7 protein-coding genes and 1 pseudogene are annotated in these 15,837 nt (G+C 62.3%); 3 read left to right on the forward strand and 5 right to left on the reverse strand.

Annotation, left to right across the window (positions count from 1 at the left end; genetic code table 11):
- Positions 1–30: 30 nt before the first annotated feature.
- Positions 31–9,036: a peroxidase family protein gene (locus tag BJ6T_RS48005; RefSeq protein ID WP_014497181.1), complete on the reverse strand. Its 9,006-nt coding sequence runs from the start codon at positions 9,034–9,036 to the stop codon at positions 31–33.
- Between the two features lie 568 nt (positions 9,037–9,604).
- Positions 9,605–10,099, reverse strand: a pseudogene (locus BJ6T_RS34310) (transposase); the annotation flags it as partial.
- A 992-nt stretch (positions 10,100–11,091) separates the two neighbouring features.
- Here BJ6T_RS34310 and BJ6T_RS34315 point away from each other — a divergent pair.
- Positions 11,092–11,922, forward strand: coding sequence for a glycosyltransferase family protein (locus BJ6T_RS34315; RefSeq protein ID WP_014493337.1), 831 nt, complete (start codon positions 11,092–11,094; stop codon positions 11,920–11,922).
- A gap of 127 nt (positions 11,923–12,049) precedes the next feature.
- Here BJ6T_RS34315 and BJ6T_RS34320 read toward each other — a convergent pair whose 3' ends face one another.
- The 3 genes from BJ6T_RS34320 to BJ6T_RS49735 all read right to left on the reverse strand — a co-directional run bounded on the left by BJ6T_RS34320 (position 12,050) and on the right by BJ6T_RS49735 (position 14,350).
- The gene (locus BJ6T_RS34320) at positions 12,050–13,243 is read right to left on the reverse strand and encodes an aspartate kinase (RefSeq protein ID WP_014497183.1); all 1,194 of its coding nucleotides are present in this window, start codon (positions 13,241–13,243) and stop codon (positions 12,050–12,052) included.
- A 148-nt stretch (positions 13,244–13,391) separates the two neighbouring features.
- Positions 13,392–13,640, reverse strand: coding sequence for a hypothetical protein (locus BJ6T_RS34325; RefSeq protein ID WP_014497184.1), 249 nt, complete (start codon positions 13,638–13,640; stop codon positions 13,392–13,394).
- A 512-nt stretch (positions 13,641–14,152) separates the two neighbouring features.
- Positions 14,153–14,350 (reverse strand): hypothetical protein, encoded by a 198-nt coding sequence (locus BJ6T_RS49735; protein ID WP_014493334.1) that lies wholly within the window; start codon positions 14,348–14,350, stop codon positions 14,153–14,155.
- Positions 14,351–15,182: 832 nt separating this feature from the next.
- On the opposite strand from BJ6T_RS49735, the gene BJ6T_RS48670 reads away from it, so the two are divergent.
- Positions 15,183–15,479 carry a hypothetical protein gene (locus BJ6T_RS48670; RefSeq protein WP_014497185.1) on the forward strand — a complete coding sequence of 99 codons (297 nt, stop codon included), beginning with the start codon at positions 15,183–15,185 and terminating at the stop codon, positions 15,477–15,479.
- Between the two features lie 65 nt (positions 15,480–15,544).
- Positions 15,545–15,781, forward strand: coding sequence for a phasin family protein (locus BJ6T_RS48675; protein ID WP_014497186.1), 237 nt, complete (start codon positions 15,545–15,547; stop codon positions 15,779–15,781).
- Positions 15,782–15,837 lie beyond the last annotated feature (56 nt).

Genomic DNA, 15,837 nt, shown 5'->3' on the forward strand with positions numbered 1-15,837 from the left:
GGTCTCCCGTTCCGGCATAAGGTCGTGAGGCTAGAGCGTGACGTTGGAGCCGAGGTTCTGGTGGCCCGCGATCTCGATCTTGAAGTCGGCGGCGGCGTTGCCGTCGACGTTGCCCTGGATGACGGTGAATTCCTGACCATCGTGGGTCTCATAGCTCACCGCGAGCTGCCCGGCCGCGGTGAACGCGGCATCGGAAACCAGTGTGAAGCTCTGGTTGCCGTCGACGGCGTAGTTCGCGTCGATGCCGCTGAGGTCGATGCGGTCTCCCGGCTCGAAGCCGACGATGGTGTCGCCCTTGGCCGCTTCCACCGAGTTGAAGCGGAAGGTGTCGTCGCCGAGCCCTCCTTTCATCACGTTGGCGGCGGTGCCGGCGACGATGACGTCATTGCCGGAGCCGGTGGTGACGTTCTCGATGCCCCACAGCGTGTCGTTGCCGGTCTGCGAGCTCGAGGCGCTGCCGTTCGCGAGCGGGCCGGAACCCAGGTTGACGGTGACGGCCGTGCTCGCCGCTGACATGTCGAGCGTGTCGGTGCCCGCCCCACCGGCGCCTTCGTCGCCGAAATAGGCGTCGTTGCCGTCGCCAATCTCGGCCACGATCAGGTCGTTGCCGGCCCCGCCGAACACGGTGTCGTCGCCTGCACCGGCATTGATCAGGTCGTCGCCCTGATCGCCGAAGATGCGGTCCGCCCCGGCATCGCCATAGACGATGTCCGCGTCGGCGCCGGCGAACACGTGGTCGTCGCCCGCGCCAGCGAAGATCACGTCCCGGCCAGCACCGCCGTTGACGAAGTCGGCCCCCTCACCGGCCGAGATCGCATCGGCGCCAGCATGGCCGACGGCGATGTCGTCTCCTGCGAAGGCGACGATGCTGTCGTCGCCGGGTGTGCCGACCAGCGTATCGGACTGCGCCGTGCCGGTCCGGACCACGCCGTCGGTTGCGGTCTCGGTCTCTTCTTCGTCGTCGTCGCCACCCGCGGTTGGCGTCTCGTCATCCTCGTTTGGCGTTTCGGTTTCTTCCTCGTCGTCCTCGTCCGGCTCATTGGTTTCGAACTGGGGCGGCACCATGCCCGAGAAGGTGACCGAATGGGTTCCGTTCGAGATGGTCTTCGTGCCGTCCTGGTTCTCGACCAGGTGGTAGGTCGCCGGATCCGCCCCTTCCGGAAGCTCGATCACGTCCTCGGCCTGGAGGGCGCCGATGATGGTGTCGTTGCCGCCGTTGGACCTGAACACGATGCGATGGGCCGAGGTGAGGGCCGAAATGTCGATCGTGTCATCGCCCTCGTCGCCATCGATCGTGATGGTGTTGAGGCGCAGGCTGGTCGCGGTGAAGTCGCCGACGACCGTGAACGTATCGCCTGCTCCCGCGCCGCCCGTCGCTCCAGTCGGTTCGATACCGTTGATGCGGATCTCCTCGATCTCGCTCAGTTCCGCGATCACGTTGGCGAAGGCCGAACCGCCTCGGGTGACGACGATCTCCGGCGTACGCCCGCCGAAGCTCGCGATGTCGTTGCCGGCAACGGCATCCCAGGCGGCCAACGTATAGATCGTGTAGGCCTCGCTGGAGGTGTTGCCATTGATGACGAAGGTGTCGCCCGCGGTGCCTTCGGTGCCGCCATTGACGATGTCGCGGCCATCGGTCGGGGCCGCCGTCGCATTGGCGTTCCAGACGATGGTGTCGTCTCCGGCACCGCCGTTGACCGTGTCTGCCCCGGCGTTGAGGCCCGGCGCGATGACGTTGACCGTGAAATTGTCGACGTAGAAGTTGTCGCCATTGTCCCAGTTGTTGCCGTCGCCGGTAGTCCGGAAGCGGATGGCCGAGTTCGAGCCGATCTGGGCGGGCGTCAGGGCGGCGCTGAAGTTGAAGGTGCCGTTTGCACCGCCTCCCAGCGTTCCGCCGGTCACGACCTCCCAGGCGTTGGTGTTGACATTCCGTGCCTCGACGATGACGGTCTGGCCGCCGTTGAGATTGTCGTCCTCGTAGGTGAACGACACCGTCGCCGCAGTCGCGCCGGCGAGGTTGACGGCGCGCTCGATCGTCTCGCCGCCATCGACGCCCTGATTGAACTGAAGGCGGCCGCCGGTGATCGAGATGTCGCCTGCTGTCGGGCTGGTCGTCTCGCCGCCGCCTTCGGTCCAGTTTCCCGTGAACGCGAGCGTGCCGTTGCTGTTCGAATACGACGCCGCTCCGAAGCTGTCGACGTAGGCGCCGTTGTTGCTGCCGGTGCCGCCGGTCAACGTGTCGTTGCCGTCGTCGCCGTTGAGGGTATCCGCGCCCTCGCCGCCGAGGATGACATCGTCGCCACCGCCGCCGCTCAGCGTATCGTTGCCGCCGAGGCCGTCGATGAGGTTGGCACCGCCGTTGCCGGTGATGACGTCGGCGTTGGCGCTCGCCGTGCCGAACGGTGCCGGCGCGGCCTGCGCAAGGACGTAGTCGGACGCGTCGATCGCGGCCGTCGTCGTGTTGTTGACCTGGATGGTGCCGATCGTCGCCAGGGACGCATCCCTGACCGTGAGCAGGGTATTGGCGCCCACCTGGGTCTCGACAACACGCGTCGCCAGGTTGGCGGCCGTGATGCCAAGGGCGCTGAGGTTGATCAGGTCCTGGCCCCCGGCCGCGGTCGAGTCGAAGCCGGTGATGGTATCGGCACCGAACCCGGCGGCGTTGTAGACCACCACGTCGTTGCCATCGCTGACGTTGATGGTGTCGTTGCCGGCGCCGCCGATGATGGTGTCGGTATCGCCGCCGGTGCCTCCGCTTAGCGTATCGTCGCCAGTACCGCCGTCGACCAGGTCGGTGCCGTTGCCGGCATCGATGGTGTCGTTGCCGCCACCGCCGAAGATCTGGTTGTTGGCGCCGTTGCCGGCGATGGTGTTGGCCTGCGCGTTGCCATTGCCGTTGATGGCGTCGCCTCCGGTCAGCGTCAGGTTCTCGACTTCGGCCCCGAGTGTGTAGGAAACCGAGGACTGCACCGTGTCGGTGCCGCCGGCCGCAAGTTCGGTCACCACGTCGGCGGCATCGTCGACGACGTAGATGTCGTTGTCGGCGCCGCCGGCCATGACGTCGGCCCCGGCTCCGCCGTTGAGGGTGTCGGCCCCGATCCCACCTGTCAGCGTGTCGACATCGTCGCCGCCGTTGAGGGTATCGTTGCCGTCGCCGCCGTCGAGAGTGTCGTTGCCCAGACCGCCGTTCAGGGTGTCGTTACCCGCCAGGCCGCTCAGCGTGTCGGCCAGATCGCCGCCAGTGATGACATTGTTGCCGGCGTTGCCGGCGCCGATGAATTGGTCGGCGTCGACGCCGCGGTAGGTGAGGTTCTCGACGTTGGCCATGTTCGCGATGGAAAGCTCGGCCAGGAAGGTCTCGACGGTGTCGGTGCCCTCGTCCTGGGCCTCGATCGCGACATCGAGCAGATCGTCGATGCCGTAGGTGTCGTTGCCCGCGCCGCCGACCATCGTGTCGGCACCGACGGCGCCTTCGAAATCGTCACCAGCGAGATTCAGCCGGGCGTCGAGATCGTCGTTGCCCGCACCGCCGACCAGGAGGTCGTCGCCGAGCCCGCCGACGAGGTCGTCGTTGCCGGTGCCGCCGAAGATCAGGTCGTTGAGGCCGCCGCCGGTGATCTCGTCGTCGACGCCCTGCTCGCCCACCACGAAATTGGCCTGAGCGTTGGTCACCGCATTCAGCGACATGTCGACGTCGCCGCCCGCCCGGTCGGCCGGATCGGAGCGGCTGATGAAGTAATCCTCCGCGCCGAGCGCATAGCCGGCGAAAGTCGCGCCGTTGAAGTTGATGCGTTCGACGCCGGTCTGCGCGTTGTTGCCGGTGAAGTGGCCTGCCACCGTGATGGACTGGGCGACGGAGCCCGCAGGCCCCGTCGGTAGGCTGTAATTGATGACCAGGTCGCCGGTCTGGGTCGCGGTGCTGCTGTCGAAGGCGTCCAACGCGGTGATCGTCGGTACCGGAAGCAGGGTGACCGGGTCGATGATGGGCTGACCGGACGCGTCGACCGCGTTCGGAGCCTGGATCGAGATGCGGTCGGCGGTGCCGCCGCTGGCAGCATTGACAGCTTCGTTGATGAGATCGTTGCCGTCGCCGAGCCCGAACGCGTAGGTGTCGTTGCCGAGACCGCCGTTGAGGGTGTCAACGCCGCCGTTGATGCCGGCTCTGACGATCGTGATCGTCAGGTTATCGACGTAAAAATTGTCACCGTTGTCCCAGTTGTTGCCGTCGCCGGTTGTCCGGAAGCGGATTCCCGAGTTCGCGCCGATCTGGGCAGCGGTCAGCGTCGCGCTGAAATTGCCGTTGCCTGTCGCGGTGGTGCTGCCGAGCGTGCCGAGAACTTCCCAGGCACCGCTGCCGCTGTTGCGGGCCTCGACGATGACACTCTGGCCCGCGCCGAGATTGTCGTCCTCGTAGCTGAAGGACAGCGTTGCGGCCGTAGCCCCCGCCAGGTTCATCGAGCGTTCGATGGTTTCGCCGCCATCGACGGTCTCGTTGAAACGAAGGCGATTGCCATCGATTTCGATGTCGCCGCTCGTGGCGCTGTTGTTGTCGTTTTCCGTCCAGTTTCCGGCGAAGTTTGCAGCGTTACCATCGTTGCCGGAATAGCCGCCCGAATTGAAGTTGTCGGCAATCGTTCCCGTGGCGGAGCCTGGGCCGCCGACCAGGATGTCGTTGCCGCCGAGACCGTTGAGCACGTCGGCTCCGGCGAGGCCGACGATGATGTCGTCGGTCGCCGAACCGTTCAGCACGGGACGGTTGTCGGACGGCGGGCCCTGCGGGGCGAGGCCATTGTCGCTGAACGGGGTGCCCATGACGATGCCGAGTGTGCCGTCGGAAAACTGCAACTTCTCCATGTTGCGCAGCAGGTCGGTGCCCTCGAGCGGATCGAGGCCGCCGGTGTTGGAGACCACGAGGGTGCCGTCGGCGCGCGCCGAGAACGAATAGTTGGCGCGGACGTCGGAGTAGACTGCGGTGTCGACGTCCGATGCCGCCGCGCCGTCGGAGACGATGTCGCGGACGATCTTGAGCTGGCCGGGATTGATCTGACCCGAGAACACTTTCTGGACCAGAGTCGTCATGCTGTCGTGGAACTCGAGCACGGTGTTGCCGACCGGGCCGTTCTCGTCGAAGTCGGACATCACCGCGATGCGCACCCGCAGCCATCGGTCGCCGTCGATGATATCGTCGCCGCCGCGGCCTTCGATGAGATCGCTGCCGGCACCGCCGAGCAGGATGTTGCCGCCGACGAAGCTGCCGTTGGCATCGAACGAGGCCGGTCCCGCGCCGGCGAGAAGCGCCTGCAGGCCCGTGATGAGGGCGATGCCCTCGGCATCCAGGGCACTGCCGCGGAAGCCTTCGGTCGGCACGAGGTCGGCGGTGACGTCGGAACCGCGGATGACGTCGTTGTAGGCCGATCCGGACGCGCCTTCGACCTGGGTGAAACTGTCGAGCGCCGCGTTGCCCGGAAGCACCGGCAAACCGGGCAGGATCACCCGGTTGAGGTCGACGTCGACCGCCAGATTCATGTTGGCGTAGGTCGTCCAGTCGTAGCCGGACATGCCGTCGAACTTGCCGCGACCAAGGCTGCCGAACCAGATATCGTCGCCGCCTTCGCCAATGAATTCGTCGAAGCCGCCGTCCCCGTGGAACACGTCGTGGCCCTTGACGGCATCGAGCTGGAACTGGTCGTCGAAATTGTCGCCGACTGCGCCGGTCCAGGCGCCGATCTCGATCCAGTCGTCACCTTCGCCGCCAAGCGTCTGCTCGGTGGTCTTGCTGCCGAGAACGAAGTCGTTGCCGACCCCGCCGAAGGCCTCATCGAGACTGTCGGCGCCGAGCACGATGAAGTCATTGCCCTCGTCGGCGACGATCAGGTCGACGCCCTGGCCGGCGTTAACCGCGTCGTGGCCGCGGCCAGTGCGCATGATGTCGTCGCCGAACTGGTCGGTGATGATGTCGTCACCGTCGCCGCCGATGTACTGGTCGTTGCCGGCGCCGCCCTCCATGCGGTCGTTGCCGGCGTCGCCATAGAGGGTATCGTCACCCTCGCTGGCGATCAGCGTGTCGGCCTGGTCGGTACCGCCCAACAGGACGTGGTCGGCGCCGGTATAGCGCAGGTAGTTCGCTTCGGCTCCATCGGTCGCCGGGTCGTCGCGCAGGACCAGCGGGGTCAGGATCGTGCCACCGGTCGGATCGGCCGAATCGAGCCCCGGATTCCACTGCCGGGTCTGGTCGACTTCGAGGATGAGGCCGGGCGTGGAGAACACGTCCGAAGGCAGATGGCCAGCGTCGGCATTGAGGCCGATTACCTTGGCGAAGGTGTTGTTCTCCATCTCGGACAACAGATGCAGCCCGTCGAGCCGCTGCAGGTAGTAGAAGCGGTCGCCGTCCTGCAGCTTTTCAAGCTGAACCTCGAACACGAAGTTGAAGGTGGAGCCCAGCATGCCACCGAACGGCATGACCTTCTCGGCGAGACCGCCGATCCAGAGATCGACGTTCTCGAGGCCGCCCAGCGAGCCGCCGGCGTAGATGCCGGTCGCATTGAGGAAGGCTATGCGGTCGGCATTGAATGCCGCAAGCTCGGCCGGGTCGGTCGGAACGACGACGTCGCCGAAGCTGGTGCCGAAGATCAGCGCCATGGCCGCGTCGCGCTTGCCTTCGACCGTCGTCTCGCCGGCGATCAGCGTGTGCGTTCCGTAGGCGGCGACGAAGTTGATGATCGAAGCCTCGTTCTTGAGGTGGCTCGCGAAGTCGACCCAGCTCGCGTAGGGCCGCAGCTCTTCGGCGTGGCTGCTGGCCTCGAAGAAGTCGCGGCGCGCAGCGTTCAATGACGGCACGCCTGCATCGCGTCCTCGCGCAAGGTTGATGGTAGCCAGATCGAGCGGCAACCCGAGCAGATTGTTGCGCAGCGCGCTGGTGACGAACTCATCGATCTCGTTGCCGACCTGCCGCGTCATGCCGCGGATGATGTTGCCGGCGGCGACGCTGTCCGCGACGGTGTGGCCCGCGTCGAATTCGATCGGGTTGAGGAAGGCCTCGATGAGCCCGATCTGGTCGTTGGTGAAGGTCGGGTCGAGCCGGTCGATCGTCTCGGTCAGCATTGAGTGGCCGAAGCGGTAGACCACGTGCGCGAATTCGGCGACAATGCTCGGATTGATGTCGGCGTGATATCCGTCCGGCACGACGAAGAAGTCGATGTTGGGCTGCACCTTGCGGGCGAAGTCCTCGAAGACGAGATGTTGGTATTGCATCTCAGTGCCGAACTTGGCGGCCTGGAACAGGCGTTCGCCATCCCAGACGAGGGCGGCGATCTGAGCGGGCGTCGTCGGCAGTGCGGCGAGGTCGACGGCCAGCCATTCGTTGAGGAAGGCCAGGTCATTCGAGGCCAGGACGATCTCTTTGGTGTGCTCGACCAGCCGGTTGTGCTCGGAGTGGAAGATGTGGTGGACCGCGGTCAGGCCAATATTCTCGTTGGCGCGGCCGTCGCCGGCGATGAAGTGGGCGTCCAACAGTTCGTTGTCGTAGACCGCCGGGTTGTTGCCGGGGTTGAGCAGCCCGATTTCAATGTCGCCGTCGGCGATGCCGTTCGGCACGGCGTCGTGCGCGATGTCGGCAAGGAAGGCGGCGTTGATGCGGATCGCGGTGGTGACGCTGACCGGCGCCGTCGAGGTGCCGGAGATGACGATGTCGTCCGCAGTGTTCGGAATGCCGTCGGCGCCGACGCCGGTGATCACCTGGGCGAAGCCCGCGGCATTCGGAATGAAGTTGCCGTACGGGTCGGTGCGAAGCAGCGGCACCGCGCCGACGTCCTGGTCGGTCAGGAGGATGCCGAGCATCTTGGCCTGTTCCTTGACCTCGCCCCAGGTGGCCATGCCGCCCGGCTGGTCTCCGCCGCCCTCGATCAGCTTGCCGGTAGCGTGCGGGACGCCGTTGGCGTCGAGCGCGTACTGTCGCAGGAAAACCTGGTGGGAGGCATGCGACGTATAGGTCTGGTTCTGGTCGACAAACGGCGTCGTGGTGTTGACGGGGCGCACGTCGTCGGCTGTTCCCATGACGCCGTCGGCACCCGGGCTGACGGTGGCGCGGGTCAGGACCATGAAGTTGGTCGAGCTACCCGGCACGTACAGCGGATCGTCCGGCTGGAGCGGAACGAACACGGTGCCGCTGCCGCCCTTGTTGACGAGATCCAGACCGTGATCGAAGAACTGGCCGAACAGAGTGAACCAGGAGTTGAACGGGGCCGACAGGCCGACGTCCGGAGAGACGTTGACGACCTGGACGTTGTCGCCGTCCATCGTGATCCCGAACGGCTCGAGGCCCGCATCGCGGACCGCGCGCGCCACCGCCAGGTCGTTGAGCATGTCGTTGTGCACCGCCGTGGCCGCCGCGAAGGCGTCGATCGCCGCCTGTTCGGCCGCGCCGGGAACGGTGGACTCGTCGCCGTCGCTCAGCTGGTTCGCCGCCGCCTTGGCGTTCTGCATCACCACGCGGGCCTGATACTCAGCGTCGAGTGCGGGTTTGAAGGCGTTGTAGATATCTTGCACGAGGGCGACGTTAGCCAGCGTGGCCTCGACGATCCCGCCGGACTGCAGGCCCTTCATGATCGCCGCCGGGTTGGCGAGCGTCTGATCGACGATCAGGTTAGAGATGGTGCGCAGGCTCGAATCGAACACCATCGAACCCGGGTTGTTGGACGGCGCATAAGAGGTCGGCACGGCGGGCGCGCCCGGTGGAAGGAAATTGCCCGGTACGTTTTCGGCGGGCCTGAAGGTCGGATCCAGCAGTTCAGGGAACGGCATGTCCGCAGCGCCCCACTTCTCCTGGCCGGGCAGCAGGTTGTTGTTCTGTCCGTCGACGGTACGAAGGCCGATGCTGAGGTTGTAGGATGGGACGGATCCGACCTGGCCGGCCAGACCGGCTCCGTAGAGCGGCGCGGCGTTCGGGTCGAGCGGATTGACGATATAAGCCGCGTGCTTCTCCGCGACCTTGATCTGCGCGAGAATGAAATCCAGATCGCTCCTGATGTACGCAACCATGGCGGCCTCACCTGTTGTGGCGCACGGTCCGCCGCGGCGGCCGAGCTGTTGAAATTCTTGTGAGCCGTCCGCGTCGGATGGCTCCTATGGGCTCAGGTTAGATTTTTCCGTGAACAACGGGACAGGGTACAAGGTCCAATGACCTCGTGGGACCGAGGTCTGGCGCTTCGGCCGACCATGGTCGTAGGACCTTGGTCCGATCGGCGGACGACCATCCTCGCTTCGCCAGCGCCTCGGTGCGGCGGGTGAAGCGGTGTTTTCCGGATGTTTTTTGGGATACTTGGCCACGCCCGATTGGAGGAGCCGTCGCATCGATCGGGCATCATGGCGTGCGGAACATGCAATGCTGGGCCGAGGACTGCCGGAGCACGGCATCGCAAGCGTCAAGAGCGCTCCAGGCTGGCGACTTCTTTGCGCCGTGTCAATCGTGAGGACCCGGAAGTTCGCTGATCCTAACATCGGCTCTTCTAGCCCGCAGATCAGTGCTGATCCGCCAACAGGGCATCGATGTATATGGGAATCTCCGGATCCTGAAGGCGGTGACTCTGTCCCAGGCTGACGCGTACGGGCGCCGCTCTACCTTCGCCCGTGTGAAGTTCCTGTCCCGGTTGTTCACCGCCTTGAACTTTCTGCCATCGATGGCGACGCTCGCCGTCGCGAGAAGGCCCATGTCACGGCAGAGTTCGACAAAGCGCGCACAGACCTTGCGCAACGCCAGGCCGTTGTCCTTGCGAAAGTCCGCGATCGTCTTGTGATCAGGAGCGAGCCGACCCAGCAGCCACATCACCTCAACATTGCGCCCGGCCTCGCGTTCCAGCCGCCGGCTCGACTGCACTCGGTTCAGATAGCCGTAAATGTAAAGCTTCAGGAGCAAGGCTGGGTGGTACGACGGCCGACCCGTTGCCGCCGGCTCCACCCCCTCAAAGCCCATCTCAGCCAAATCGAGCGCATCGACAAACACGTCGATCACGCGAACGGGGTTGCTCTCGTCAATGAAATCATCGAGGCATTCGGGCAAAAGCGTCCGTTGCCCACGATCCGCCTCTTCAACGAAGCGCCTCATCGATTCCCCCACAGAATCACGGGAGAATCATAACAGCAGCACAGCGTTTTCACACAGCCAGGGTCAAAAGGCGAAGAACTCAGCGTGAGCAAATCTCGTCCGCTAAGCCCCACTAAGCTGACCTCAGTGAGGGTGTCGCCACTTCGCTGATGGGCCAGAAGCAGAACTTAAAGGATCTACCTCCACCTCAACCTGCAACAACGATGAGCATCATTGATCGCGGTGGCAGAACTTCATTCCGCCGTGCATCCCCTTGGTTGCCGAGACGTGCCAGCCCGGTCGCATGTAGTGTCCTGCTCCATCATTTGTTAAATCAGCTGTCGATGCGGTCCAGCCAAGTACCGGATGCCCTCTTCTGACCCCTTTGTTGCAGTAACATGTTGCCCCAACCGGAGTGTTACGACTGCAAGGAGCTGTTCCAGCGCCCTCAACCTGCATTATGAGAGCTTCATCTTGTCCAACCCGATAGACCGCGTTGTCGAGAACGGACGGGTCCACACTGGCCGCCCGCAGGCCCGAGCAGCTAAACAGCAGCAACGCAAGATACAGTGGTGCCCTCACAGCTTTCCCCCAAATCGCTCTAAAACCTACATGGTAAAGACTACCAAAAGTAGCGTTCACTGAAAACGACTATTGTAAAGCTTCGCTGAAAACAACATGCGGGCGCTTCGCGAGCGGCTACCAATCGCGCGGCGCGTCATTTCCGGCCATACCTGCTTCGGGTCAAAAGCAGCGGTCGGGCGCGAAGTTTCTTATGTCTGGTTGATCCTCGACAGGCGACGTTGCCACGCCCAGTCGGCTGTTCAGCTACTGGCCAAGAGGCGACATTCCATTTCGGGAGCCTCCCAAACGGGCCACCGGAGTGGCTGTCCCCAATGTCGCGTTGGCGGCGTACCGCTGGCAGCATCAGCCCTACAATTTTTGACTCTTGCGGTTACTGCGCCCGCCCACCATCATTAGTGCCAATTCTTTGTCGCAGTCAGGTGGTGACCATGTCGGGCACGAGCAGTTGGCAGCTCCGCGACGGTGAGCAAATCATTGTTTGCAACAGAGGCCTCGTCGGTCATCGGCACTTTTTGATCGGAATCACCCGCGTTCGCAATGAAGCACTTATTCTCCGAGATGCACTGGACTACGTCGGGAAGCACGTGGATGCGATAATCGCCTATGATGACGCGAGTACGGATCGAACGCTGGAGATTCTTGGCGGGCACCCGAAAGTCGCTCTAATTGTGACAAATCGGTCGTGGGAAGCGGACATCGAGGCGCGCCGGATTGCCGAGCGTCGACATCGCGGAATTTTGCTGCAGACCGCGCGCGAACAATTGCAGTTCGACTGGACCTTTTGCTTCGATCCGGATGAGCGTGTTACCGGAGATCTGCGCGGATACGTCGAACGAACTCATTCCAGCGTCTATGACGGCGTGCGGGTTCAGCTGTTTGACGCCTATATGACTCGTGGCGATGACGCGCCCTATCGTGCCGATTGCGAACTACTGCACTTTCGTCGTTTCTTCGGCCCGGAACAGCGGGATATTCTGATGTTGTGGCGAAACCGGTCGGGGGTCGCCTTCGCGAATGGGCGAGAGCCGGTCGGTGTAGAACGCGTGGCGACCAGTCTGTATTGCCAACACTATGGCAAGTCATTGTCGGTCGAACATTGGGAGGAGACTTGCGACTACTACATGCGACACTTTCCGTTCGATACCTACGGACGAAAATGGCGGGATCGCAAAGGTCGAGCAATCCACACTCAATCTGACTTCATGCGTCCCTTGTACGAGTGGGGTGACACGCTATTCGCGAACGCGGTCAAGATGTGACTTGTCCGAAGATCGAGCGTGCCCTCCGCTCTGCGCCAATGTGACCGGTCGGGCGACAACCTCACGCCGGGTTTCTCACGCAGGGTGTTTCGCGCGGAGTGCCCTATATTCTAGGCAAGACAATCAATTAGATCAGCGAATGCAAAGCCTTGATCGCTGCCTCGCGGTTCTCCGCAGGAATGATCAGATTCACAGAATGCGGTGACAAAACGCATTTGTCGGCGACAATCCCGTGATGTTGCAGAACCTGAATCGCCTTAAACGGCAAGTCTGAAGAAACGCCGCCAAAGCAAGTGAGGCTCACCGAACTCAAGGCCTCACGCTGTTGGCGCAAGTCTTTGCTCTTCTCCAGCGTGCGCAGCAACGCGTCGAGCGACTCCGAATCGGAAGTCATCATGATGCGGGTTTTTCCGCCGGCGCAAGCCGACGCGAGGAGCTGCGGCCAGGATAAGCCGTTTTGTTTAAGATGCCGCGCGAATTTCTCGAAGCCCTGATTGAGATCCGCGGAATCGATCTCCACATGCTCAATGCGAGTTATTGAGTTGACGGCCAAAACCTTTCCGCTTTCCATCCCAATAACCTCTCTCATCACTTGCGTGGTTTGTTCGGCGCCGCCCAGTTTCTTCAGAACCAAGGGAACGTTTTGGCTTTGTGCCAGCTCCACGCAGCGACAATGCAAGACCTTGGCGCCCCAAAAACACATCTCCGACAGCGAAGTAAAATCCAGCTGACGCAAGAGTTTTGAATTCGCCACGATGCGCGGATCGGCCGAGCAAACTCCGTCGACCTCTTTGATGATCTGACAACATTCGGCTTTTAGCGCAGCTGCCATGGCGACCGCAGTGGTGTCGCTGCCGCCTCGGCCCAGCGTGGTGATTTCTTTAGTTGCCGGATTCACGCCTTGAAAGCCGGCCAAAACCACGATGCGTCCGCGGTCGAGCTCCTCGCGCACGCGAATCGGCCGCACATCTAAAATGCGCGCGGAAGAGTGCGAGTCGTCGGTCATCACTCCGGCTTGACTTCCGGTGAAACTGATCGCCGGTGTGCCGAGATCGGACAGCGCCATGCTCATTAAAGACATGCTGATGCGCTCACCGGTGGTTAGCAACATATCAAGCTCACGGCGATTGGGATGCGGGCTTACTTGATAGGCCAGCTTGACAAGTTCGTCGGTGGTCTTGCCGATCGCTGAAACGATCGCTACGACCCGATAACCACGCCTGTGCAGGTCGGCGAGACCGCTCGCGACCGCGCGGATTTTTGCCGGCGTTTCAAGACAGGTGCCGCCGTATTTTTGCACAATGATGGGATTGTTCCGCATTCTACATACAGAAATACTCCGCGCGAGCCCAGCGCGCCAGCACGAACAAACTGCGACAGGCCCAATTGCGCACTCTTATCCTGTATTGGGAGGACAGTCCGCTCGGGTCAGAAGCGGTAAGGCTCGTGTCGAGCAAAAGATTTCTGCTTTACGCCGAGCACCCGAAGTTCGAGCGGTCACGGTCGAACGCCGCTTCGCGCCAACAGGCGACGTTGGCGGGTGCCTCAGCGGTCACAAGGGGGATTACGGGCCGGCCCCCGAGAAGGCCAGGCTCCTCGAGTTCCACAACTCGTGCCAGCAATTGTTCGATCGTCTGCTTCAGGGCCGCAACAACGTCTCCATGATCGTCCGGTTGGTCGATAGTCGTTCGCGTATCGACATCCATGATCATGCCCATCCAATCAATCCCGCACGATCGGCCGCAATGGTGTCAAGAATCTGCCAGCACTCATCTTGCGTCCACTCACACGGGCGTTCGTAGCATCGCATCGCAACCCTGAAGTGGTGGTCGCAGCGAAGGGAGGCACGAAGATCGTCCTCGCGGCTCGCGCGAGCCTCTGAACGCGTTGCGTTGTGCAGCTCGACCAAGAAAGTCGCGCCCCAGGAGTTTCACTAACTCGGCGGGTTGCTGGTATCAGCGCTGACAATGGCGATCGGTCTGACGCATAGTGTCTTCGTTCCACTAAATGGAACCACCGGCATTTTTCGAAGGTGCGCGAAACATTTTCGCATCCCTGTAACTTAAATTAATCGTGGGGCCTATCGAAAGGTCGCGATATGGAACCGACCAATCGAATATCGGACCACGTCGACCTGAAGACTGCCCGGTCGATCTGTGACGAGGTGGGTGACAGATTGCAACAGAGCTTATCTCTCGAAGCCTCGCCTCTGCCGCCCTACCTCGAACGTCTAGTCGATGAATTGCGCAAACAGGAGCGTCATCCAATTGATGGCGTCGCAGCGCCCGCTAACCGTTTCCTTCATGCGACGCGGCGGGTAGTCGCTGCCGTCTGAGCGCGTAAAGAAGTCGTCGCCGTTCCAAACCGGCGGCGGCTTTTTCTCATCTTGTCGCTGAGGCATTCCAGGCTTGACCGCGCCGAACGCCATGAGGACGTGCTTGTTCAGTGGATGGTCAAGCCGCGCTGTTTCCCCTGTTGGCCCATTGCTGAGGTTTGGGCTGAACGCTCGGATGTCCGCTAGAGGGGATATCGCGGACAGATAGCAGAGTGGCCGACGAGGTCTCCCTTTGACCCACCGCAGGCCTCGGGAGGATTTATGTCCATCCCTGAAGACTGAGGCGATCGGAGGTCGTGTTTGTTCGGCGTTGTCAGACGAACGCCCTCGGCCTCAAAGAGCCGAAGGCGCTCCAATCTTCAGATTAGCCCTTGGTTACTACCGGGGCCGGAGCTTTGCCGATCGGGTATTTGCCGACCGGGGTTTTGCCGACGGGCCACTTACCAACTGGCGCAGTCTGGACAACTGGCTGCGGGCTGCGACCGCCGTTCCCACCAAAGCCAACGATGCAATGCCAACGATTCCGAATTTCAGCATGAGGTCCCCCGTTGCTGCTAGAGACGAGTCTAGGATCGATCTTATTGAGCGTAGCTGATGGGGCCAGTATGCGGCGTGCCTACGCGGAAACACTCAGGAAAAAATGGCAACACGCGATCTAGTTGCGTTAGCGCTGTTGATCAATCGACTGCGCAAGCTTGTATTTTAGAATTTGCGCCAGCGATGTCTGTTGTTGGCCCCTCTCAGACTTGTGGGTCCGGCCGAATGGCTGGTTTGCGCAAAATGCGGAAGCGCTCACACACAACGTCGGACGACGGCATTGCGCCACACCGCGCACCGCCTTTGCGAGAGGAACGGTCTCATCAAGATCGCGTTTCTGCACAATAGGCTGAGGGCAGTCATCGACACAATCATTGGAGAACTAAAGATGGCAAACCCGCGTCCGGAAGAGAGATCGACACAAAACATGGAAGACGCAGCCCGCCGTACAGGCGAGAGGGCTGCGGAGCAGACTACGCGCATCGGGCAAGCTGCGGCTGAAGCCGGCGAGGAAGTGGCGCGGGCCAGCGCTGATATGCTCAAGCAAAACGTTGAGACGTTACAGCAGACCTGGCGCTCCAGCCTCGAAGCGGCGACCTCGGTAATGGGACGGTCAAGCGAGCAGTTTAGTCGCACGCTTGGCTTATCTGAAGAAGATGCGCAAAAGACAACGGCGGCAACCTAACGGTCAGCTCGCAACGCACAGACGCTCCTTTACAGTGGTACAGCCGCCGCCAAAGTGATGGGGGAATGTCCCAAGAGTACCTCCAGATGGTTCGGCAACAATTTGAGAAGCACATCGACCCCTTGAACAGGTTGTGGACGTGCCGAACTCCACAGGACTTTGCAGCGGTGCAGAGTGACATGGTGCGGGAGACCGTGGAGACCGCTCTGGAAAGCAGCCGTCGTATCGCCGACTTGTCGCTCAAAATGGTCGACGATATCGGGAAGAAAATTAAACAAACTATGGATCAGATCCCACGCTAAGCGGGGCGGACTTGAACGGAGAGAGCGGCTAGGGCAAGCCGCTCTTGCCGCCCCGG

This window comes from Bradyrhizobium japonicum USDA 6, from assembly GCF_000284375.1.
Classification (GTDB): Bacteria; Pseudomonadota; Alphaproteobacteria; order Rhizobiales; family Xanthobacteraceae; genus Bradyrhizobium; species Bradyrhizobium japonicum.